The organism is Marinobacter salinisoli, from assembly GCF_017301335.1.
Lineage (GTDB): Bacteria > Pseudomonadota > Gammaproteobacteria > Pseudomonadales > Oleiphilaceae > Marinobacter > Marinobacter salinisoli.
Window position 1 is genome coordinate 470,754 of sequence record NZ_CP071247.1, and the last position, 22,060, is coordinate 492,813.

At 59.1% G+C, this 22,060-nt stretch carries 23 protein-coding genes; 13 read left to right on the top strand and 10 right to left on the bottom strand.

Features of this window, described 5'->3' with window-relative positions; genetic code table 11:
- Positions 1–30 precede the first annotated feature (30 nt).
- The gene (gene dut / locus LPB19_RS02180; RefSeq protein ID WP_206644465.1) at positions 31–492 is read right to left on the bottom strand and encodes a dUTP diphosphatase; all 462 of its coding nucleotides are present in this window, start codon (positions 490–492) and stop codon (positions 31–33) included.
- Positions 493–530: 38 nt separating this feature from the next.
- Positions 531–1,730 carry a bifunctional phosphopantothenoylcysteine decarboxylase/phosphopantothenate--cysteine ligase CoaBC gene (coaBC, locus tag LPB19_RS02185; protein WP_206644466.1) on the bottom strand — a complete coding sequence of 400 codons (1,200 nt, stop codon included), beginning with the start codon at positions 1,728–1,730 and terminating at the stop codon, positions 531–533.
- Positions 1,731–1,911: 181 nt separating this feature from the next.
- On the opposite strand from coaBC, the gene radC reads away from it, so the two are divergent.
- The 3 genes from radC to rpmG all read left to right on the top strand — a co-directional run bounded on the left by radC (position 1,912) and on the right by rpmG (position 3,206).
- Positions 1,912–2,586 carry a RadC family protein gene (gene radC / locus LPB19_RS02190; RefSeq protein ID WP_206644467.1) on the top strand — a complete coding sequence of 225 codons (675 nt, stop codon included), beginning with the start codon at positions 1,912–1,914 and terminating at the stop codon, positions 2,584–2,586.
- Between the two features lie 216 nt (positions 2,587–2,802).
- Complete coding sequence (gene rpmB, locus LPB19_RS02195; protein ID WP_206644468.1) at positions 2,803–3,039, top strand: 50S ribosomal protein L28; 237 nt, start codon at positions 2,803–2,805, stop codon at positions 3,037–3,039.
- Positions 3,040–3,050: 11 nt separating this feature from the next.
- Positions 3,051–3,206 (top strand): 50S ribosomal protein L33, encoded by a 156-nt coding sequence (gene rpmG, locus LPB19_RS02200; protein WP_071263342.1) that lies wholly within the window; start codon positions 3,051–3,053, stop codon positions 3,204–3,206.
- A gap of 94 nt (positions 3,207–3,300) precedes the next feature.
- Here the strand turns inward: rpmG and LPB19_RS02205 are convergent, their stop codons facing one another.
- From LPB19_RS02205 to LPB19_RS02215, 3 genes are all read right to left on the bottom strand, one after another.
- Positions 3,301–4,161 (bottom strand): endonuclease/exonuclease/phosphatase family protein, encoded by an 861-nt coding sequence (locus LPB19_RS02205; RefSeq protein WP_206644469.1) that lies wholly within the window; start codon positions 4,159–4,161, stop codon positions 3,301–3,303.
- 52 nt (positions 4,162–4,213) lie between these two features.
- Positions 4,214–4,852: a thiol:disulfide interchange protein DsbA/DsbL gene (locus LPB19_RS02210; protein ID WP_206644471.1), complete on the bottom strand. Its 639-nt coding sequence runs from the start codon at positions 4,850–4,852 to the stop codon at positions 4,214–4,216.
- A gap of 161 nt (positions 4,853–5,013) precedes the next feature.
- Positions 5,014–5,622 (bottom strand): c-type cytochrome, encoded by a 609-nt coding sequence (locus tag LPB19_RS02215; protein ID WP_206644473.1) that lies wholly within the window; start codon positions 5,620–5,622, stop codon positions 5,014–5,016.
- A 179-nt stretch (positions 5,623–5,801) separates the two neighbouring features.
- Between LPB19_RS02215 and yihA the strand changes: the two genes are divergently transcribed.
- A complete protein-coding gene (yihA, locus tag LPB19_RS02220) occupies positions 5,802–6,443 on the top strand; it encodes a ribosome biogenesis GTP-binding protein YihA/YsxC (protein WP_206644474.1) in 642 nt (213 codons plus the stop codon).
- A 190-nt stretch (positions 6,444–6,633) separates the two neighbouring features.
- Here yihA and LPB19_RS02225 read toward each other — a convergent pair whose 3' ends face one another.
- On the bottom strand, positions 6,634–7,308 hold the full coding sequence (locus LPB19_RS02225; protein ID WP_206644476.1) for a TetR/AcrR family transcriptional regulator: 675 nt from the start codon (positions 7,306–7,308) through the stop codon (positions 6,634–6,636).
- 174 nt (positions 7,309–7,482) lie between these two features.
- Between LPB19_RS02225 and LPB19_RS02230 the strand changes: the two genes are divergently transcribed.
- The 5 genes from LPB19_RS02230 (at position 7,483) to LPB19_RS02250 (ending at position 12,058) form a co-directional block, all read left to right on the top strand.
- Positions 7,483–8,928 carry a coniferyl aldehyde dehydrogenase gene (locus tag LPB19_RS02230; protein ID WP_206644478.1) on the top strand — a complete coding sequence of 482 codons (1,446 nt, stop codon included), beginning with the start codon at positions 7,483–7,485 and terminating at the stop codon, positions 8,926–8,928.
- A gap of 58 nt (positions 8,929–8,986) precedes the next feature.
- A complete protein-coding gene (locus LPB19_RS02235) occupies positions 8,987–9,625 on the top strand; it encodes a hypothetical protein (RefSeq protein ID WP_206644479.1) in 639 nt (212 codons plus the stop codon).
- Between the two features lie 33 nt (positions 9,626–9,658).
- The gene (locus LPB19_RS02240; RefSeq protein WP_206644481.1) at positions 9,659–11,251 is read left to right on the top strand and encodes a GMC family oxidoreductase; all 1,593 of its coding nucleotides are present in this window, start codon (positions 9,659–9,661) and stop codon (positions 11,249–11,251) included.
- A 63-nt stretch (positions 11,252–11,314) separates the two neighbouring features.
- Complete coding sequence (gene coaD / locus LPB19_RS02245; RefSeq protein WP_206644483.1) at positions 11,315–11,797, top strand: pantetheine-phosphate adenylyltransferase; 483 nt, start codon at positions 11,315–11,317, stop codon at positions 11,795–11,797.
- 12 nt (positions 11,798–11,809) lie between these two features.
- Entirely contained in the window at positions 11,810–12,058 is a 249-nt protein-coding gene (locus LPB19_RS02250; protein ID WP_206644485.1) for a YfhL family 4Fe-4S dicluster ferredoxin, read from the top strand.
- Positions 12,059–12,074: 16 nt separating this feature from the next.
- Here LPB19_RS02250 and LPB19_RS02255 read toward each other — a convergent pair whose 3' ends face one another.
- The 4 genes from LPB19_RS02255 to LPB19_RS02270 all read right to left on the bottom strand — a co-directional run bounded on the left by LPB19_RS02255 (position 12,075) and on the right by LPB19_RS02270 (position 17,196).
- Positions 12,075–13,355, bottom strand: coding sequence for a DUF945 family protein (locus LPB19_RS02255; RefSeq protein WP_206644488.1), 1,281 nt, complete (start codon positions 13,353–13,355; stop codon positions 12,075–12,077).
- Between the two features lie 14 nt (positions 13,356–13,369).
- Complete coding sequence (ppk1, locus tag LPB19_RS02260) at positions 13,370–15,517, bottom strand: polyphosphate kinase 1 (protein WP_407943938.1); 2,148 nt, start codon at positions 15,515–15,517, stop codon at positions 13,370–13,372.
- Between the two features lie 60 nt (positions 15,518–15,577).
- On the bottom strand, positions 15,578–16,594 hold the full coding sequence (gene hemB / locus LPB19_RS02265; protein ID WP_206644490.1) for a porphobilinogen synthase: 1,017 nt from the start codon (positions 16,592–16,594) through the stop codon (positions 15,578–15,580).
- 380 nt (positions 16,595–16,974) lie between these two features.
- Positions 16,975–17,196, bottom strand: coding sequence for a hypothetical protein (locus LPB19_RS02270; RefSeq protein ID WP_206644492.1), 222 nt, complete (start codon positions 17,194–17,196; stop codon positions 16,975–16,977).
- A 294-nt stretch (positions 17,197–17,490) separates the two neighbouring features.
- Here LPB19_RS02270 and LPB19_RS02275 point away from each other — a divergent pair, with 294 nt between their 5' ends.
- From LPB19_RS02275 to panP, 4 genes are all read left to right on the top strand, one after another.
- Positions 17,491–18,099: a TetR/AcrR family transcriptional regulator gene (locus tag LPB19_RS02275; RefSeq protein ID WP_228289180.1), complete on the top strand. Its 609-nt coding sequence runs from the start codon at positions 17,491–17,493 to the stop codon at positions 18,097–18,099.
- Positions 18,100–18,112: 13 nt separating this feature from the next.
- A complete protein-coding gene (locus tag LPB19_RS02280) occupies positions 18,113–19,813 on the top strand; it encodes an isovaleryl-CoA dehydrogenase (protein WP_206644495.1) in 1,701 nt (566 codons plus the stop codon).
- A gap of 28 nt (positions 19,814–19,841) precedes the next feature.
- Positions 19,842–20,180: a DUF503 domain-containing protein gene (locus LPB19_RS02285; protein ID WP_206644496.1), complete on the top strand. Its 339-nt coding sequence runs from the start codon at positions 19,842–19,844 to the stop codon at positions 20,178–20,180.
- 186 nt (positions 20,181–20,366) lie between these two features.
- Positions 20,367–22,043: a pyridoxal-dependent aspartate 1-decarboxylase PanP gene (gene panP / locus LPB19_RS02290; protein ID WP_206644498.1), complete on the top strand. Its 1,677-nt coding sequence runs from the start codon at positions 20,367–20,369 to the stop codon at positions 22,041–22,043.
- The last annotated feature ends 17 nt before the right edge of the window (positions 22,044–22,060 follow it).

Sequence of the window (22,060 nt, forward strand, 5' to 3'; positions counted from 1 at the left end):
TGGTGTGTTCACCCGAGTCGCGTGACTGAATCAGTGCTTTCCGGTGGAGCCAAAGCCGCCTTCGCCGCGCTCGCTGGAATCAAACTCAGAAACCACCTCAAAATCGGCCTGAACCACCGGCACCAGCACCAGCTGGGCAATCCGTTCACCCACTGCCACCGTAAAGGTCGTGTCGCCCCGATTCCAGCAGGACACCATGAGTTCGCCCTGATAATCGGAATCGATCAGCCCGACCAGGTTGCCCAGCACGATACCGTGCTTGTGCCCCAAACCGCTGCGGGGCAGGATCATGGCGGCCAGGGACGGGTCGGCAATGTGGATGGACAACCCGGTCTTGATTAACTGGGTTTGCCCGGGCTCCAGGGTCAGCGGCGCCTCCAGACATGCCCTCAGGTCCAGCCCGGCAGAACCATCGGTGGCGTATTCAGGAAATGGAATATCCGTTCCGATTCGATCATCCAGCACGCGTACTTGCAGTTTCTTTCTGGTCATAAGGTCTTCCACAATATCAAAGCGTGACAGCAGGCCCGTCAGCCCGCTGCCTCAAGATGTTTGCCAATCAACAGCATCAAGCGTTCGGCAATCCGCTGCTTCGAATCCGGCCCGATAGACTCCCGCCCCTCCGGCCAGAACACGGTGACGGCGTTGTTTTCACTATTGAATCCCAGTCCGGGAACGGACACGTCGTTCGCCACGATCATGCGCAGTTTCTTGCGCTGCAGCTTATCCAGCGCATATTTCTCGACATCGACAGTTTCCGCCGCAAAACCCACCGTGAACGGCGGATTATCCCGGCCAGCAATGGTGGCCAGCGTATCGGGATTGCGCACCAGCGGCAGCGTCATCTGCTCGGTGGATTTCTTGATCTTGTCATCGGCGCAGGTTTCCGGGCGGTAATCAGCCACCGCCGCGCTGGCAACGAACACGTCGCACCCCTCATCCACCGCGGAGCTCGATGCTCGCAGCATGTCCTCAGCGGTCTCCACCGTGCGCAACTCGACCCCCGCAGGCGCGGGAATATTCACCGGGCCGCTGACCAGCACCACGTCAGCTCCGGCGTCGCGGGCGGCCGCAGCCAGGGCATACCCCATTTTTCCGGAACTGTGGTTGCTGATGTAGCGGACCGGGTCAATGGGTTCGCGGGTGGGCCCGGCCGTAATCACGACCCGGCGGCCCGCCAGAACTCCGGCTTGATCCGTTTGCTCAATGAGACCCGCCAGCACGGCTGGCTCCAGCATACGCCCGGCGCCCACATCACCACACGCCTGCTCGCCCTGATCGGGTCCCCAAATGGTAATTTGGGGGTCCGCTTCCAGCAGCCGGATGTTTCTCTGCGTGCGATGGTTACCCCACATGGCCTGGTTCATGGCGGGAGCGACTGCAATGGGCGCCTCGGTGGCACTGCAAAGCGTCGCCAGCAGGTCATCGGCCATGCCGTGCGCCAGACGGGCAATAAAATCCGCAGACGCAGGTGCCACCACGACCTGCTCCGCCCACTTGGCCAGCTCAATGTGGCCCATGCCGGATTCCGCCTCCGGATCGAGTAATGAGGTCCGGACCGGTTCACCGCTAAGCGCCTGAAAGGTCAGCGGAGTAATAAAGGCCTCGGCACCCGCCGTCATGACCACGCGGACACTGTGGCCGGCCTTCTTCAGCAAGCGGACCAGTTCGGCACTTTTATAGGCGGCAATACCGCCGGTGATGCCAAGCAGAATGCGTTTGGCAGGCATAGGGGCCCTATCCTCATAAAAAATAAGGCTTATAAGATAGCATGCTCGGACCCGGCAGACAGCCTGCCCACCGAACCAGACGTTTACCATTTGTTACTATTTCAAGTAACCTTTGTAACCCTCAGATACACGGCCGGTTATGGACCAACCGGCCCCACACCACGTTGCAAGGAAGGCAACCATGGCACACTCTGACTGGCCCACCGACGAGCGCCCACGGGAACGCCTGCTCACCCACGGAGCCCAATCGCTTTCGGACGCCGAACTACTGGCCATTTTTCTGCGCACCGGCACCGCAGGCACTCCGGTTCTGACCATGTCGCGGCAGCTTATCTCCCGCTTTGGCGGGCTCAGGGGGCTGATGACGGCCTCCCGGCAACAGTTTTGCAGCATCAAGGGGCTCGGCTCAGCCAAGTACGCCCAGGTACAAGCGGCCATGGAGATGGCACGGCGCGTGATGGACGAACCGCTGCGGCAGGGCGATCCACTCCGCTCACCGGAGGATACCCGCCGCTTCCTGACCAGCCGGCTGGGCACCTACCACCACGAAGTGTTTGCCGGACTGTTTCTGGACAACCGGCATCGGGTCCTGCAATACCGGGAACTGTTTCGTGGCACCATCGACGGTGCCGCGGTCTACCCCCGCGAGGTGGTACGCCAGGCACTGGAAGACAATGCCGCCGCCGTCATCTTCGCTCACAACCACCCCTCAGGGGCCGCGGAACCCAGTCAGGCGGACATCGAGCTGACACGACGACTGCAAGAGGCTCTTGGACTCGTGGATATCAGGGTTCTTGACCATATGGTTGTCGGCCACGGTGAGGTAGTATCGCTGGCCGAACGGGGACTGATGTGAACATCGGGACAGCGGCGCTGAAAAGTTGGCCAAATTCCCAACAATTTTTTGCGTTGAGGCATGAGTTCTGGTATAAAAGCGTCCCTTTCTGGCGGCGTCTGGCGAGCAGCGTTCAGTTTTAGCGGCGCGCGCGGGGGCTTGAGGGCTCCTCAGAGACCAGAGACGCATTAAAACGAATTCGTATTATTGAGACCATTGCTCAGGTCGGAGGCAAGTATGTCCAGAGTTTGTCAGGTTACCGGTAAGCGCCCGGTCACCGGTAACAATGTATCCCACGCGATGAACCATACCCGTCGTCGCTTTCTGCCGAATCTGCAGAACCACCGTTTCTGGGTTGAGACCGAGAAGCGTTTCGTGAAGCTGCGCGTATCTACCAAAGGCATGCGCATCATCGACAAGAAAGGCATTGACGCTGTGCTGGCCGATATCCGTGCCCGCGGCGAGAAAGTATAAGGAGCCGCATCATGCGCGAGAAAATCAAACTGGTCTCATCAGCAGGCACTGGTCACTTCTACACGACCATGAAGAACAAGCGTAACACCCCGGAAAAGATCGAGATCAAAAAGTACGATCCGGTTGTCCGCAAGCACGTTGCGTACAAGGAAGCGAAGATCAAGTAATTGATCAGGCCTCCAATAAAAAAACCCGGCACCATGCCGGGTTTTTTATTGCCTGCAAAGCGGTGCCAAGGGGCCGCAGCGCCAACACCAAGGGCTAGAAGGTCTTCACATACCCCTTCGGCAACGCCACATCCATGGCAATGGGAAGGTGATCCGACACCGGAAAGCTGACCACCTCTGAACGACGGATCTCCAGCGACGGGCTCACCAGAATGTGATCCAGGGCCTTCTCCGGTCGCCAGCTCGGAAAGCTGTGAGCGGAATCGGGCAAAGGCACCAGGTCGGTCTCCTTCAGCGGCGTCTGGGTCAGCAATTCCTCGGCGTGATTATTCATGTCACCCATGAGTACGACGTGCTCATAGTCCGCAATCTGCTCCCGAATGTAACCCAGCTGCCGCTGCTGCGCAGATTTGCTCAGGGACAGATGCATCAGCACCAGGACCAGGGGATCATCCTCCGCGCCATAACGGGCGATAATCGCCCCGCGACCGGGAATCAGCCCCGGCAGTTTGTGCTCGGTTACATCCAGCGGCCGGTAACGACTCAACAAACCATTGCTGTGCTGCGCAATCTGCCCCAGGTTCCGGTTCAGCTGCTGATACCAGAAAGGTATGCCCGCCGCCTCGGCAAGATACTGGACCTGATTGATGTAGCCGCTGCGCAGGCTTCCGCCGTCGCACTCCTGCAAGGCCACCACGTCGTAATTACCGATCAGGTGGGCAATTCGGTCCAGATTCTGTATCCGGTTTCGATGCGGCAGCAGGTGCTGCCAGCTACGGGTCAGGTAATGGCGATAGGACGAGGTATTGATGCCAACCTGAATATTGAAGGTAAGCAGCCGGATGTGGCGGTGAGGCTCGAACTCAGGCACGTCTTCCACCCCGGACCAATTGCTCCGGGGCTCGCTGGCAACATTGACAGAACCGTTCAGCTGCTTGCGGATTCGCTTGTACATAACGCCTGCTCCACCCTGCTCCTGAACATCACACCGGCCGCCATCTGTTCGCTTACTCGGCCATCTCACCACGCTCTTTGGCAATCAGGTAATCGACGACTTCAAGAACCTCTTCATGACCGCCAGCCATAGAAGCGCTGACCTTGTACTTGCCATTAACGAGCATAGCCGGAACACCGGTAATCCGCGCGCCGCGAATCTTGGCTTGAGCCTGCTGCATCCGGGCATTTACCCCAAAGCTCTTGTAGGTCTCAAGGAAAGTGTCGGCGTCGACACCGTAGCCTGCAACGAAATCAGCCATCTCTTCCGGCGTATTCAGCGGACGACGCTCACCGGCAAGCCGGTCAAACAGGGCATCGTGAACCTTGTTCAGCTCACCCATCGCATCCAGCGCATAGAAGGCCCGGGCATGGGGTTCCCAGGAACGACCGAGCGCCGCCGGCATCAGGACGAACTCCACATCTTCCGGCAGCTCTTCTTCCCAGGCCTCAACCAGGGGTTTGAAGCTGTAGCAGTGCGGGCAGCCGTACCAGAAAATCTCGGCAACTTCGACCGCACCCTCGCTGGCAGTCCGTACCGGAGTATTGAGGGTTTCGTAGTGCTTGCCCTCCTCCCAGGTGTCAGCGCTGGCCTGGGCACCGAACGCAAAGGCAACGGCCAGAAAAGCTGCGTTTCCGAGTTTTCTTATCATCGGGCATCTCCACTATCATTGAGTAACTTGGTAGCGGGTGATTATGACCCAGGCACCCTGAAAAGTTCCACCGAACGGGCGATTCATCCGGTTACAGAATGGCAAGCAACAAAAAACCCCGCACAAGGCGGGGTTTTTTCGAATCCAGACGTATCCGGAAATCAGTTGAGCCCGGACACGTAATTGGCAACCGCTTCAATTTCGGCATCGGTCAGCTTGGCCGCGACGTCCATCATGATGGCCGCACTAGCACCATTGTTACGCTCGCCCGCACGGTAGGCCTTCAATTGCTTGGCCACATACTCGGCATTCTGCCCACCGAGCGCCGGATAACCGCCGGGCTCATTGCCCTTGCCCTGAGGGTTATGACATCCGGCGCACGCAGGCACGCCAGAGGCCAGATTGCCACCGCGATACAACGCAGCACCCTGCTCTACCAGCTCCGGGTCGGCCTGACTTACCACCATCTCGTTGCTGTTGAAGTAAGCCGCCAGATCCTGCAGTTCCTGCTCCGATTTGCCGTCCAGCAGACCGGTCATCTCAGCAATGGCGCGCTCACCGCTCTGGATCGCCACCAGCTGATCGTAAAGGTACTTCTCGCCCAACCCCGACAGCTTGGGATACGCGCCCATCACCGGCTTCTGGCCACCCTGACCATGACAGCCGGCACAGACGGCGGCGTTCTGCTCGCCCGCTTGAGGATCTCCTGCCCCGTGCGCCATCGTTGTGAGGCCAACACCGAGAACAACTCCTGCGATCAGTTTTTTCATGCTCGCTCCGCTTCTCTCATCCATCTATAAAGGTATTCTTCGTTGTGCAGCCGGCAGGCACTGATCAGTCAGGCTCAAAACCGCGGCCGTCGGCGGCCACGCACAGCGCGCCGCCCGGAATTGGTGTAGCATTATACATTAATCCCTGATAACTGAAATCCAAAGGAAAGCCAACCACTGTGGACCCCGATCAGACGCCAAAATCGATTTCCTATAACAGCGCCCGCTTTCTCATCAGCGCCTCTCGCCTGGAAGAATGTCCGCCGGACATCGGTGCCGAAGTAGCTTTCGCTGGCCGGTCCAACGCCGGCAAATCAAGCGCCCTGAATGCCATAACCGCAAACGGCAAACTGGCCCGCACCAGCAAAACCCCCGGGCGCACCCGACTGATCAACTTCTTCACCCTCAATCGCGAAGGCAGTCGCCTTGTTGACCTGCCGGGCTACGGCTACGCGAAAGTCTCCAGGGACATGAAAGACGACTGGCAGAAACACCTGGGGCACTACCTGAATGACCGCCGCTGCCTGCGCGGGCTGGTGCTGGTCATGGATATTCGCCACCCGCTAACCGATTTCGACCAAATGATGGTGGATTGGTGTGAGCATAACAACCTGCCGCTGATGATTCTTGCCACCAAGGCTGACAAACTGAAGTTTGGGCAGGCGAAAACCGCCATGCTGGGCATCGCCAAGAAGCTCAAAGCATTCTCCTGCGTTGAACACCTGATCATGTTTTCGGCCACCTCCAAACGCGGCGTCGAGGAATGCCGGGAAGCCTTGACCGACTGGCTCGAGGCGTCCGACGAGGAAATACCCCAGTAAACTGCCAAAAAAAACCGGTCTGTCGGGCGACAGACCGGAGAAACGTCAGGGTTTGCGACGTGTGCTAAAACCTGAGAACTCACTCAGGAGACGCAGAAAGTCCGAATTTCCTACGTCACTTCATTGGAGAACGCATTCTTCATAAAGTTCCCAGAGTCGTTCAATTTTTGATCGAAATCTCGGTTTCTACCTAGGCGGACGTCTCAATTCCATTATCGGGAAGCAGCGTCGGCCGGTAGTTTTCGCGCAGAGCGAGCACCCTGTCACTAAACGCAGACGTCAGGTAGGGAATCATCAAGGTCAGGACCTGATAAATCCCCTGCTTCAGCTCATGTATGCTCAGCTTCGCGTACGTTTCCTCCGCATGAGCGGTTTTCAGATAAGCCATCCAATTGGTCACCACCAGCCACACATTCAACGACATTGCCGAACGCAAGTTTTGCGCCTGGGCTTCAAGAATGCCCGCTTCCGTTAACTTCTCGAAAATCCGGTTGATGGCCTTCAGGCACCGGTTGGTGAAATCACGGTAGTCGGTGCGGAGACGTGGATCGCTATCCAGCAGGTATTCCAGGTCCCGGTGGAAGAAGCGGTAACTCCATAAACCATCGAATACGGATTCCAGGTAGAAGTTCAGATCATCCAGGGTCATGACCCGGTCTTCCGGTATATCCAGGTAGTAATCCACCAGTTTCTCGTACTCGAGGAAAATCTCGTAAATGATGTCGGACTTGTTGCGGAAGTGGTAATACAGATTGCCCGGCGAAATCGCCAGATGAGCTGCAATGTGATTGGTGGTGACGTTACGCTCCCCCCGCTCGTTGAAAAGCTCCAGGCTCGCGAGCACGATCTTGTCTCTTGTTTTCATACACCTGCCGGCATTGAGTACATGTCTTATTTCTGGATGGCCTGACCGGCCATCGGCTCAGCTTGACTCCTAGAGTATATACTCTAATAATACGTTCAAAGGCAAATTGAACACTTTTTCGCCAGCGCGCATCAATCTGCCTAACGACAACCATACAGCACTGGAGAGTCGAATATGGGAGCCACCGTCGTCCAGCTCACCGAGAGCAAAAAACAGATCCAGCACACGCACCGGACGTTCGACGATCAGACCAAAGCGTTCCGCAGCAATCCCATGCCGTCGATCTCCGAGCGCAGAGAAAACCTCAAACGACTGAAGCGGCTTATCCTCACCAATCAGGAGCGGCTGATCGAGGCGATTGACCGAGATTTCAGCTGCCGCTCGAAAGACGAGACGCTGATTGCCGAGGTTATGCCCTCGATCCAGTGCATCAACTACACCCTCAAACACCTCGACGGCTGGATGAAACCATCCAAACGGCATGTTTCCATGCTGTTCCAGCCAGCCAGCAACCAGGTTCATTACCAGCCCAAGGGCGTGGTTGGCATCATCGTGCCCTGGAATTACCCGCTTTACCTTGCCGTCGGCCCTCTGGTGGCATCGCTTTCGGCCGGCAACCGCAGCATGATCAAAATGTCGGAGTACACGCCGCATACGTCTGCCCTGTTTAAGGAAATCATCGAAGGCTCCTTCCCGGGCGACCTGGTCTCGGTCATCACCGGCGAAGCAGATGTGGCAGCCGATTTTTCCGCACAGCCTTTCGATCACCTGCTCTTCACGGGCTCCACGTCGGTGGGTCGCCTGGTCATGAAAGCAGCGGCCGAAAACCTGACCCCGGTCACCCTCGAACTGGGCGGCAAGTCGCCGGCCATCGTATCGCCGGACGTTCCCATGGAGGACGCCGCCCAGCGCATCGCCTTCGGTAAAGCATTCAACGCCGGGCAAACCTGCGTGGCACCGGACTACGTGCTGTGCCCGTCAGACCGGGTTCAGGCTTTCGTTGATGAATTTCGCACCCGCTTCTCGGAGATGTATCCCAGCATTCGGGACAACGACGATTACACCGCCATCATCAACGAGCGCCAGTACGCCAGGCTGCAGAGCTACCTGGACGACGCCCGGGCGAAGGGTGCAAAAATCATTGAGATCAATCCGGCCCGGGAAAATCTGGGGGATGGCACCCGGAAAATCCCGCTGACCCTGATCCTCAATACCACGCCGGACATGAAGGTGATGCAGGACGAGATCTTCGGCCCACTGCTTCCGGTGGTCGGCTACACCAACCTGGATGAGGCCGTGCACTACATCAACGAGCGGCCGCGGCCGCTGGCGCTGTACTTCTTTGGCTACGACAGAGGCCAGCAGCAGTACGTGGTGCACCAAACCCATTCCGGCGGCATGTGCATTAACGATGCGCTGATGCACGTGGCACAGGATGATCTGCCCTTCGGCGGCATCGGGGATTCCGGCATGGGCCACTATCACGGCAAGGAAGGTTTTCTGACCTTCTCCCATCACCGGGCGATCTTCACCAAGCAGAAATTCAACAGCGGTCAGTTTGTGTACCCACCGCACGGAACCAGCCTGCACAAGATGATATACAAACTGTTCATACGTTGACCTATGCCGGGGCGGCCGAACGGCCGCCCCGGCCACAATAACGACAAGACAGGACGTCATGAAACACCACGCATCTATCCCTGACGCCACCTCCGATTTCACCCGGCTCGATCGTCGCAGCTTCCTGAAAACCGGCATCGGCGGCACCCTTTTCCTGAGCACAGTAAGCACCAGCATGGCCCTGTCCGGCTGTGCCTCGTCGCCTTCGGAGCGATTGACGGCAGTGGGCACGCGGATGGACGCGCGTTATCGGTTCCAGTTTCTGACCGACACCGATATCGAGATTTTTGAGGCGCTACTGCCCGCCATGCTGGCCCCGGTACTCCCCGAACAGCCGCAGGCCCGGCGGCAGGTCGTCGCGAGCACCATTGAGCGTATCGACAGCGGCATCAGCCACTTCGGGCCACCTAACCAGAGCGAATTGCGTCGCCTGCTCGACCTGCTCGGTTTTGGTTTCACCCGCGTGACCATTGCCCGGGTCTGGTCCAGCTGGCCGAATGTCAGCACCGCCGAGGCAGATGCCTTCCTCCGGCGCTGGCAGAGCAGCCGCATTGGCCTGTTCAACAATGGCTATATGGCGCTGGTCAAGATCACCAATGTCGCCTTCTATGGCCATCAGGACCAGTGGCCGCTGTCCGGTTATCCGGGGCCACCCCGCTGGGCCATGGAGGCCCTGCCGCAGTTCAACAACGCCTGATCCCACCTCACGCTCGGAAGTAACGGAGTCGCCATGTCTGTAATTGATCCTATCGAACAGGGCCTGGAGTCAGGCTGGAGCGTCACTGATGGCGCCTCGCTCACTGAAAACCGCACCGTTGAGGCGGATGTCGTGGTCATCGGCACCGGCGCCGGCGGCGGTACCAGCGCCGAAATACTCGCCCGGGCCGGTTTGTCGGTCATCCTCGTGGAGGAAGGCGGGCTGTACCATCAAAAAGATTTCAAGATGGATGAGCTGGCATCCTACGCCAGTCTCTACCAGGACGGCATGAGCCGGGTTACCCGGGACGGTGCTATCGCCATCCTTCAGGGCCGTTGCGTGGGGGGCTCGACCACGGTCAACTGGACATCCAGCTTCCGCACTCCTGAGGCAACACTGAATTACTGGGCCAATCAACTGGGCATGGAAGATCTCAGCCCGGATGCCATGGCCCCCTGGTTCGATGGTCGGGAGAAACGTCACAATATCTCGCCCTGGACCATGGATCCGAACACCAACAACGACATCCTTCGTCAGGGCTGTGAAAAACTCGGCTATTCCTGGCAGACCATTCCCCGAAACGTAAAGGGCTGCTGGGATCTGGGCTATTGCGGTTTCGGTTGCCCGACCAACGCCAAACAAGGCGCGCTGACAACAACCATCCCCGGCGCCTTGGAAAACAACGCCACCCTGTTTTACCGCCTGAGAGCGGATCGTCTGGTGATGGCGCAGGACCGGATAGACCACCTGCTGGCCAGCGCGATGACTGAGGATGGCGTAACGCCCTCGGGCGTCACCGTGACCCTGAAAGCACGCCACTTTGTCGTCGCCGCCAGCGCTATTGGCTCTCCCGGGCTGCTGCTGCGCTCGGACATCCCCGACCCCTACAACCGGGTCGGCAAACGTTCCTTCCTCCATCCAGTGAACGCCACCACAGCGGTCATGGCGGACAAGGTGGAACCATTTTATGGTGCACCCCAGTCCATCTATTCCGACGAATTCAATTTCAAGGAAGGCGTGGACGGGCCGGCGGGGTTCAAACTCGAAGTACCGCCGCTGCACCCGGCCATGGCAGCGGGCGTGGTTCCCCATCACGGCCAGCAGCAGGCGGATGCCATGGCAAATTTGCCCTGGACGCAGTCCATGCTGGCCCTGGTCAGGGACGGTTTCCATGCCGACAGCCCGGGTGGCACGGTTAGCCTGCGGGACGACGGCAGCCCGGTTCTGGACTACCCGGTTTCCGACTACCTCTGGACCGGCCTGCGCAAAGCCTTCCACACCATGGCAGAACTCCAGTTTGCCGCCGGTGCGCGGAAGGTCAGCTTTGTTCACATGGACTCGGCCTGGTACAGCAGCTGGCCAGAGGCCCGGGCCGCGCTGGATGAACTGCCGATGGCACCGCATCGGGTCCGGCTCTTCACCGCCCACCAGATGGGCGGCTGCGGTATGGGTCAAAAACCTGAGGACTCGGTGGTCAACAGCTTCGGCCAACATCATCAGGTGGCAAATCTGAGTGTGCACGATGCCTCGATCTTCCCCACCAGTATCGGCGCCAATCCGCAGCTTTCGGTGTACGCCCTGGCTGCACGAAACAGCAGCCGGCTGGCGAGCAAGCTCAGCAATTGACCGGGCCGTTTTGAGATGTCGGGCAAACTGGTATCCTATGCAGCCTGACGAGAGGAGCGATGAATGCCGAAAGTCATCTATCCGGGCACCTTCGACCCGATTACCAATGGCCACACGGACTTGATCGAACGTGCCGGGCGCATGTTTGATGAAATCGTGGTCGCTGTAGCAGATAACCCCAAGAAGCAACCGCTGCTGGATCTGGACGAGCGCTGCGAGCTGGTGCGCCAAGCCACCGCCCACCTGCCGAACGTTCGCGTGACCGGATTCAGCAATCTGCTCGCGGATTTTGTCCGGGACCAGGGGGCAACCGTGATCCTGCGAGGCTTACGGGCGGTTTCGGATTTCGAATTCGAATTCCAGCTGGCTGACATGAACCGGCGATTGGCTCCGGAAGTGGAAAGCGTGTTTTTGACGCCGGCAAACCATTTGTCCTACATCTCGTCCACCCTGATTCGTGAAATCGCATCCCTGGGCGGAGACGTATCTGAATTCGTCGACCCGGCTGTTGAAGCGGCAATGAAGAAGAAGTTCAACCACTCCTGAGGTATCCAGCAGATGGCCCTGATGATTACCGACGAATGCATCAACTGCGACGTCTGTGAGCCCGAATGCCCGAACGAAGCGATTTCTGCGGGCGAAGAGATTTACGTGATCGACCCGAACAAGTGCACCGAGTGCGTGGGTCACTATGACGAACCCCAGTGCCAACTGGTGTGCCCGGTGGATTGTATCCCCCTGGACCCGAATCATAAGGAGTCCCAGGATGAGCTGATGGACAAATACCACCAGCTGACCGGTCAGTAATCCTGACGCAACCGCTCTAGAACAGGGGCGGCAGAGGAATCTCCGTCCCGTTCACATCCAGTACCAGATCTCTCATCACCGCATTCATTACCAGGCGATCGCCCTCGGGCACCAGCAGCCCCTCCTTGATCAGCGGTGCCATCTGAAGCCGAATCTCGGGATAGTGCTCCACCAGCGTGCGGGGCAGGCTCAGGCTAAAATCGCCGGTCAACTGCTGCATCACCATGAGCATGCCGGCTTTCTGGGCATCGGTCAGTTGAGGATGCCGAATCTCACCATGGCCGGTAATGGCACCTTCCGGCGTGGCCAGGCTCAGTTCCGGAATCCCCACCGAAAAGCCAGCTGCAGCCAGGTCCCGCACCGCCGCATTGATCTGATTCATGGCCGCCATGTTCAGTTCGATATCCCCGACATCGTCGGCGGCCGGCATGGCTTGCAGGGTTTCGATGCCCTCAGTCAGGGTGTTCCACCCCGCTACCTGGAGATCGTCAACGGCAAACGCCACATGATGGGGTCCGTACGCCTGCCCGCCATGCTCAATTTCCTGAAGATCAACCGTCACCGTCGAGTCCAGGCGCGTATTGTTCTCGCTGGCCTCCGATGACGTCTTCATATTGAGGCCATGAAACCGCATGGTCGGAACAGCAGGCTGATCGAGTTGAACCGCCCCCACCTCAAGGGAGGCACCGCCCACCCAGATATCCCCGGCCAGATGCGTCATGTCCTGCTCCACATGGATGTCGGTCAGCTGAACATCCATCTCTGGCCCGGACAGGCTGATCGACGGCCAGACCATCAGCGCTTTGGATTTTTCGCCCGCGTTACTGAGCTCCAGCCGCGCCAGGCCACCGCTGGTCACCAGCGATTCGCCGGTGGCGACATTGCTCATGGTCATCAACGGCGCCTCCAGTTCCAGAACCGCCTTGCCCCACCAACGGGTCTCCAGCGTCAGCCTCGGATCCCCCTCCGGAAACCAGTCAGAGCCTTCCGGCGACCAGCCGCCTTCCGGCTCGAACGCCAGCAGACTGCCGGTGACACCATGGGTGACATCGGCACGGTAGTTCCAACGATGGGATTCCCCGGTTTCCGGATTCGAAAACACCATGACGCCATCGACTTGCGACGCCAGCAAACCACGGCGGTAATCGGACGTTTCCATGCGCACGAAGGGCTGGGCCCGGTTCACTTCCTCGGTGGCCTGCTGCCACTGTAACTCCGTGATGTAGCCCACTCCCCAGGGCAAAGCGCCCGCCGCCGCGAGGGTGGCGGCGCCGACAATCATCCATGTTTTTTTCACCACAGGTCTCCGTCTCAAGGTTTTCCGGCCAGACGTTCCAGCAACACCAGCTGGGAAGCCAGACGCTCTTCCCCCTCGGCGGGCTGGTTCTGGACATAGTTTCCGTCCGACTGCAACTCCCAGGACTGGCAGTTGTCCGCCAGGTAGGTATCCAGATCCTCACGCAACCGGGCCACCAGATCCGGATCTTCAATCGGGAAAGCCACTTCGACCCGGTTCAGCAGGTTGCGTTCCATACCATCGGCGCTGGAACAATACACCTGAGGGCGGCCGCTGCTGCCAAAATAATAGACCCGGGTGTGCTCAAGGAACCGGCCGATGATGGAGCGAACCCGTATGTTTTCTGACAGCCCGGGCACACCGGGCCGAAGACAGCAGATTCCGCGGATGATCAGGTCGATTTTGACCCCAGCCTGGGAGGCGCGGTACAGCGCCTTGATCAGCTGTGGTTCGGTCAGGGAATTGAACTTGAAGATCAGACGCCCCTGATTGCCAAGCTCTGCCTCACCTTCGATCAACTCCAGAAGGCGCGAATGCAGAGTAAACGGTGCATGGAAGAGTTTCTTGATTTTCAGCGCCTTGCCCATACCGGTGAGCTGCTGGAACAGCTTGTTCACGTCGTCACCGATGGACTCGTCGCAGGTCATAAAGCTGTAATCGGTATACAGCCGGGCATTGCCGGCGTGGTAGTTGCCAGTGCCCAGATGCACGTACCGACGCAGCCTGCCCTCTTCCCGTCGCACCACAAGAATCATTTTGGCGTGGGTCTTGTAACCCACCACACCGTACACCACGATGACGCCGGCTTCCTGCAATCGGGAGGCTAGCTCCAGGTTTTCCGCTTCGCTGAAGCGCGCCCGCAACTCGATCACCGCAGTGACCTCTTTGCCGCGCCGCGCCGCGTCCGCCAGCGCTTCGACAATTTCCGAGTCGGCCCCAGTGCGGTACAGGGTCTGACGGATCGCCAGGACATGGGGATCCTTGGCGGCCTGGCGCAGCAGATCCACAACCGGGCTGAAATTCTCAAACGGATGCAACAGCAGAATCGGACGCTTGCTGATGCTGTCGAACATCGAATCCCTGCTTCGGATCTGCTTGGGAATACTGGGCGAGAATGCCGAGTAGGTCAGATCCGGCCGATCTACCAGGCCACCGACCGCCATCAGGCGAGTCAGGTTAACCGGCCCGTGCACCCGATACAGGTCCCTTTCGGTCAAACCAAATTCGGTCAGCAAAAACTGCGTCAGCTCCTCCGGGCAGTTATCCGCCACTTCCAGCCGAACGCCATCGCCGAAGCGGCGACTGAGCAATTCACCGCGTAGAGCCGACGCCAGATCCTCCAGATCATCTTCCAGCTCAAGGTCGGCATTCCGGGTCAGGCGGAACTGATAACAGCCCTTCACCTTCATTCCGGGGAACAGCTCGTCGGTGTGGGCATGAATCATGGACGACAGAAACACCAGATTCTCGCCGCCGGCGCAGACCTCATCCGGCAGGCGAACCAGCCGGGGTAAGGAGCGCGGCGCGGGGACAATCGCCAGGCCGGTTTCTCGCCCAAAGGCGTCTTTGCCTTCCAGCTCGACAATAAAATTCAGGCTCTTGTTCACCAGGCGCGGGAACGGATGGGACGGGTCCAGCCCGATGGGGCTGACCACGGGCAGGATTTCGTCCTCAAAATAATTGCGTACCCACTCGGCCTGGGCCGGTGTCCATTCCCGACGCCGGACGAAATGAATACCCTCCCGCTCCATTTCCGGAATCAGCACGTCGTTGAGGATGTTGTACTGTTCCTGGATATACTCATGAGCCACACGGCTGATCTCAGCCAATGCCTGTTCCGGAATCAGGCCGTCGACACCGACGGTCTCACGGCCGTACTTCATCTGCTGACGCAGGCCCGCGACCCGGATTTCAAAAAATTCGTCCATGTTGCTGCTGAAGATGCAGCAGAAGATCAGGCGATTGATGAGCGGGTGCGTCGTATCCAGTGCCTGCTTTAATACCCGGTAATTGAACTGCAGCTGGCCAATTTCCCGATTGAAATAATTATCACTGGCGTCCAGGTCCACCATTTCAGGCTCAACGCCTGCGGCATCCAGCCCCGGGGAACCGTGCCCTGCGCCCGCTGCCGCATCCGGATTTTGCGTGATTTCCGTTGTCATAGTTGCTTGCATCCTTTTCTCTGCACCCGGGTCTTGGCCCGGTCGCGGCGTTTCAGGGTCTCAGCGCCGCTGGTCGCGCATCAGACGGGCGGCCCGAACCGCAAAGTAGGTCAGAATGGCATCGGCGCCGGCCCGACGCATCGCCATCAGGCTCTCCATCATGACCGCATCACCATCCAGCCAGCCGTTCTGTTCCGCAGCCATGTGCATGGCGTATTCACCGCTGACCTGATACACAAACGTCGGCGCCTTCAGCTCCGTTTTTACCCGGTGCACGATATCCAGATACGGCATGCCGGGCTTGATCATCACCATGTCCGCACCTTCGGCCAGATCCATGGCCACCTCATGAATGGCTTCATCCGAGTTTGCCGGGTCCATCTGGTAGCTGAATTTGTTGCTTTTGCCGAAGTTTCCCGCTGAACCCACGGCATCCCGGAAGGGGCCATAGTAACTGGAGGCATATTTCGCAGAATAGGCCAGGATGCGGGTGTTTACGTGGCCAGCCGCCTCCAGCGCCTCGCGAATGGCCGCCACCCGACCATCCATCATGTCCGAAGGTGCCACCACATCCGCTCCAGCATCGGCATGGGACACAGCCTGTTTGACCAGTGCCTCGACCGTTACATCATTCAGAACATAACCGTCATGATCGATGATCCCGTCCTGACCGTGAGTCGTGAAGGGATCCAGTGCCACATCGGTCATCACACCCAGTTCCGGCTGCGCCTGCTTGAGGGCACGGACCGCCCGCTGGGCAAGTCCATCCGGGTCCCAGGCCGCCGTTCCGGACAGATCCTTCTGTTCCAGGGACACCACCGGGAACAGGGCCACCGCGGGAATACCCAGCTCCACCAGTTCGGCCGCCTGCTCGACCAGCAGATCAATGCTCAGTCGCTCAACACCGGGCATAGACGGCACCGCCTCACGCTGCTGCTCGCCCTCAAGCACGAAGACCGGGTAAATAAGGTGATCCGGCGTTAACTGATTTTCTCGTACCAGACGGCGCGAAAATTCGCTGGCCCGGTTACGGCGAAGTCGGGTGGCCGGAAATGCTCGGGGCGTGGGATGGGGCACGGATTACCTCCTGAAGGATGGGGCGAATGAACAATTCAGGTTCCATCATACACCCCCCGCAGCCGTTGTTGCAGGCTGCCGGGCGACGCTAGCCGGCAAAGAGGACTGCGCCATCTGGGCCTCGAGCGCTGACAGGTCGCCGGTCGCAGGACCAGCCAAGATGCAACTGACAACAGCGCAACCGCCATCAGCAAACGACGGCGGAAAAGGGAAAATGTTTACATCGGGAATCCCATGCCTGCCTCAGTGCCAAAAGACCTGCAGCCAACGAAGGACAGGTCAGTTACATGAGCCTAGGCCAGCACGGCGGACCGTGCTGAGAACGGTTTCATAAACCGGCCGGGTGCCGCTTGCTGCTACCCGGCCTGCTGGGGCGAGAGTTACAGCGACCGGTTATTAAACCCGACACCCACCTTGCGAGGGGCATCCGAGCGGAAGGACGTGTCCACCTCCTGAATTTTGCCACCACCATTCAGGAACGCGTCAATGTCTGCCTGCAACTGAGCGCGGACCCTTGCCCGACTGGCGATCGAATGGCCGTCGTCAGTGTCGCTGCTCCAATTCCCGGAATGTTCCAGGTTGCTTTCGTCGAGTTCACTCATTGGTTTCTCTCCATCAACGAAAACAGTCGGTCAAGTGCCGCCTCCCGGAAGAGAGCGCTACACTCAGTCTCGACGAACTGCCTTTGGCATCGTCTTGGCGTCTTTATAATCCGGTTTTTTGAGCTGCGCTATCGGTTGGCAATTACTTTTTAGTAACATTTCGAAACACATCTTAAGTTATTGATTTTTTGAGCCCATACTCTGAAATAATGCACCGATCAAAATTGACAGAAACAATGAATGCTGATTCACTTCTTTTAAGGGACCGTCATGCCGTATCGGGAAACCGAAAAAATGCGTCAGCGCAAAGCGAAGGCGCGGCAACGAATCATTGATTGCACCTACGCTTGTGTCGCAGAAGGTGGGTTCCGGAGCGCTCGCATTACACGGATTGCGGCGCTGTCCGAAGTAGCCACAGGAACCATTTACCGCCACTTCGAGTCCAGAGAGGACCTGTTCGCAGAAGTGTTCCGGCGTGCCACCCAGCGGGAAGTGGACAAGGTGGCCGAGGCGCTGGCAACCGAAGGCGACGCCACAGTTCGCCTCGAGCATGCCCTCCGGCAGTTCGCCGAGCGGGCTATCCGGGGACCGGTCATGGCCTGGTCACTGATCGCCGAGCCGGTGGATCCGAAGGTTGAGGAGGAGCGATTAACCTATCGCAAAGCCTACGCAAACCTGTTTGAAAGCGCGATTCGCGAAGGTATCCGGGACGACTGCATCCCGGATCAGGACGCCAGCCAGAGCAGCACCTGCCTGGTCGGGGCCATAGCAGAGAGCCTGGTCGGGCCATTATCACCGGCGCAGGCGGACGGGAACGTCCGCATAACGCCAGAAGACAAGAACGCTCTGGTCGACTCCATCATTCGCTTTTGCATGCAGGGGTTAACCGGCACGAGAAAATAATCCGAGGCTCATCATGGACGCACAGCGGTCTGATTCTGAACAAGTTAGCACCCCCGACACCGACCGCTACGTGGCCACCACCCACGATGTGACCAACCAGCCAAGCCCATTGCAGGACTACAACCTGTTCGAGCAGGATACCGCGCTGCAGGAGGCGGCAAGCCGGGAGGGCGCCGGCTGGGCGCGGGAAGAACTGTCCCGTTACGGGGCTCTCACCGGTACCGCTGATATGATCGCGCGGGGCTTCGCTGCCAATCGCGTCAAGCCAGTACTCCACACCCACGACCGGTTTGGTCATCGCGCCGATGCGGTCGAGTTCCATCCCGCATACCACGAGTTGATGCGCACAGCCCTTGAACACGGTCTGCACAGCAGCCCGTGGACCCGAGCCGGCCACGGCGCCCACGTGGCACGCGCAGCCAAGTACTACCTGCACTCGCAGATCGAAGCAGCACACTGCTGCCCGGTGACCATGACCTTCGCCGCAATCCCCACGATCCGGAAGCAACCTTCGCTCGCCAAGCTCTGGGAACATCGAATTCTCGCCAAGCACTACGACCCGAGAAACGTACCGGACAGCCAGAAAGACGCGGTGACCATCGGCATGGCGATGACCGAGAAACAGGGCGGCAGCGATGTTCGGGCCAACACCACCAGGGCCTTTGCTGTGGCCAGCGAAGGACCGGGTGAAGCTTACGAACTGGTCGGCCACAAGTGGTTCATGTCAGCGCCCATGTGCGACGCTTTTCTGGTTCTGGCGCAGTCCCGGGGCGGGCTGTCCTGTTTTCTGATGCCGCGCTGGCGCCCGGATGGCAGCAAAAATCCCTGCGAGATCCAACGCCTGAAAGACAAAATGGGCAATGTGGCCAATGCCTCCGGGGAGGCGGAGCTGCGTGGTGCCCTGGCCTGGATGGTCGGGCAAGAGGGCCGGGGTGTTGCCACCATCATTGAAATGGTCGCCCTGACCCGCTTCGATTGCATGATCGGCAGTTCCGCGGGTATGCGCCAGGCCGTTGCCCAGGCCAGCCACCATGCCCGGCACCGCAGTGCCTTTGGCCGCAAACTGTGCGATCAGCCACTGATGCAAAACGTGCTCGCCGATCTCGCCATCGAAAGCGAGGCCGCGCTAGCGTTCACCATGCGCATGGCCCGGGCCCTTGATAACCAGGATCAGGAGCACGAACGACTGCTGACCCGGATTGCCACTCCGGTGGGCAAGTACTGGATTTGCAAGCGCACCCCCAACCACGCCTACGAAGCCATGGAGTGCATTGGCGGCAACGGAGTGATGGAAAACTCCATCATGCCACGGCTGTTCCGGGAATCACCGGTGAACGCCATCTGGGAGGGCAGCGGTAACATCCAGTGCCTGGATACCCTGCGCGCCATGCAGAAAGCACCCGACACGCTGGAGGCGTTCATGCAGGAAGTGTCGCAGGCCAAGGGTGCAGATACACGTTTCGACCGTTTTCTGAACCATCTGGGGAATGACGTGGCGGACCTTTCCAGTGCCGAATACCGCGCACGAAACCTGGTGGATCGAATGGCCCTGACTCTGCAGGCAGCGTTGCTCATTCAGCATTCCGACGCTGCGGTGGCCGACGCATTCTGCGCCTCACGGCTGGCCCCCAACGGCGGACTCAGCGTGGGCAACCTGCCCGCTGGCACCAATGCCGGCGCCATTATCAAACGGGCCACACCTGTAGTAGGCTGACCCTTTGACGCGGTAAGTGTGAAACACTATGTCTGAAGCCCTGAGAAAACTTCTGAACCAACCCACGACTCAACCGGTGATCACGCCACACGTGGGTGTGCTTACCCTGCACTTCCAGCTCTACGGCTGTGCCGACCTCAAAGCCAAGCGCAAGGTGTTCACGGCTTTGCGAGCGGTCTGGGGTAAAGAACCGGATCTGGCCGTATCGGAAACCGCCGACCAGGACTCCCTGGATTGCGCCACCTGGACCATCGCCGCACTGGGCACCTCATCCCGTCAAATAACCCAACGCCTGGACCAGGTGGAAAAGGCCATTGCCGAGCGGGTGGATGCCGCGATTCTGGACATCCATCGCGAGATTCTCTAGACCCCATACCAGCCCTGGCTGTAGCAGAGCCCGACGTCAAAACGTATACTACGGAACTTCAGGGAAGCCAGTCTGCCGGCGGCTTTGCGAGCAACCAGCAATTCAGGCCGGATGCGCATGCCGGCCATTCCACGGGGCATCTGGAACCGGCCCCGGCGGAGTCACACTGACACACGCGTGCCACCTATGACCGGAAAGAAAAAATCCGCCCACGCCTCGGTAGAGGCCATGTACCGTGTCTTTACGGTGCCGGAGGCCCCCGACTCGACGCTCAGTCGGATCGACCAGGATATTTCGCAGAATCTTGCAGGCTTCCTGCAAGAGCATATCGTTGCGATTGAACGGGATCTGGCGGACGTCGAGAAAGACTTCTCCGACCCGACGATTCCCGAAAAACCGGTATTTGTCTCCGAGCAGACGCAGTTCCTGCTCGACAAACTGGTGGCCAACTCCGTTCATACCGCCTCGCCGGCATTTATCGGCCACATGACCTCGGCGCTGCCCTATTTCATGCTGCCGCTGTCCAAGATCATGATCGCCCTGAACCAGAACCTGGTTAAAACCGAGACCTCCAAGGCTTTCACCCCCATGGAGCGCCAGGTGCTGGGGATGATTCATCGGCTGGTTTACGAGCAAGACGGTTCGTTCTATCGGAAGTGGATGCACAACCCCCAGTATGCGCTGGGTGCGATGTGCTCCGGCGGCACCATCGCCAACCTGACCGCACTCTGGGTCGCCCGCAATCGGGCCTTTCCGGCTGAGGGAACGTTCCGGGGTTTGCACCAGGAAGGACTGTTCCGCGCTCTGAAGTATTACGGCTACGAAGGTGCCGCCATTGTGGTGTCCCGCCGCGGGCATTACTCACTCAGCAAGGCTGCGGATGTGTTGGGACTGGGGCGGGAAGCCCTGATTGCGGTCGATACCGATGACGAAAACCGTATCGAGATTGATGCGCTCCGGGACAAGTGCCTCGAACTGCAGCGCCAGAAGATCAAGGTCATGGCCATCTGTGGCATTGCCGGAACCACCGAAACCGGCAGCGTCGACCCACTGGATGCCATGGCTGAGATTGCCCGAGAGTTCGGCGCCCATTTTCATGTCGACGCAGCCTGGGGCGGCCCCACGCTTTTCTCGCGCAACTACAAACACTTGCTGCGGGGTATTGAGAAGGCCGACTCGGTCACCTTTGACGCCCACAAGCAACTCTATGTGCCCATGGGCGTCGGGCTCGTTGTCTTCCGCGACCCGAGTCTGGCCAGCGCGGTTGAGCACCACGCCCAGTACATCATTCGGAAAGGTTCGCGCGATCTCGGCAGCAATACCCTCGAAGGCTCGCGCCCGGGCATGTCCATGCTGATTCACTCAGGCCTGAAGATCCTGGCCCGGGAAGGGTATGAAATCCTGATTGACCAGGGCATCGAAAAAGCCAAAACCTTCGCCGAACTGATCCGTGCGGATTCCGATTTTGAGCTGGTCACCGAACCGGAACTGAACATCCTGACCTACCGTTATTGCCCTGAGGAGGTCCAGAAGGCGCTGGGACTGGCCGACCCGCAGCAAGCGAAAAAGCTGAACACCAGCTTGAACCGGATTACCAGGTTCCTGCAGAAAACCCAGCGGGAACGGGGCAAAGCCTTCGTATCCCGAACCCGGCTAGAGCCGGCGCGCTACTACCGCTTCCCGTGCATTGTTTTCCGGGTGGTGCTGGCCAACCCGCTGACCACCAGCGACATCTTGCGGGACATTCTGGCGGAACAAAAAGAACTGGCGGACGAGCCGGGAATTCAGGATGAGATCAATCTGCTTCGGGAAACCGCTTCGGACGTGATCAAACAACACCAGCCGGACACCCGTCTGGCTTGACGGGCCGGCTGCCACTG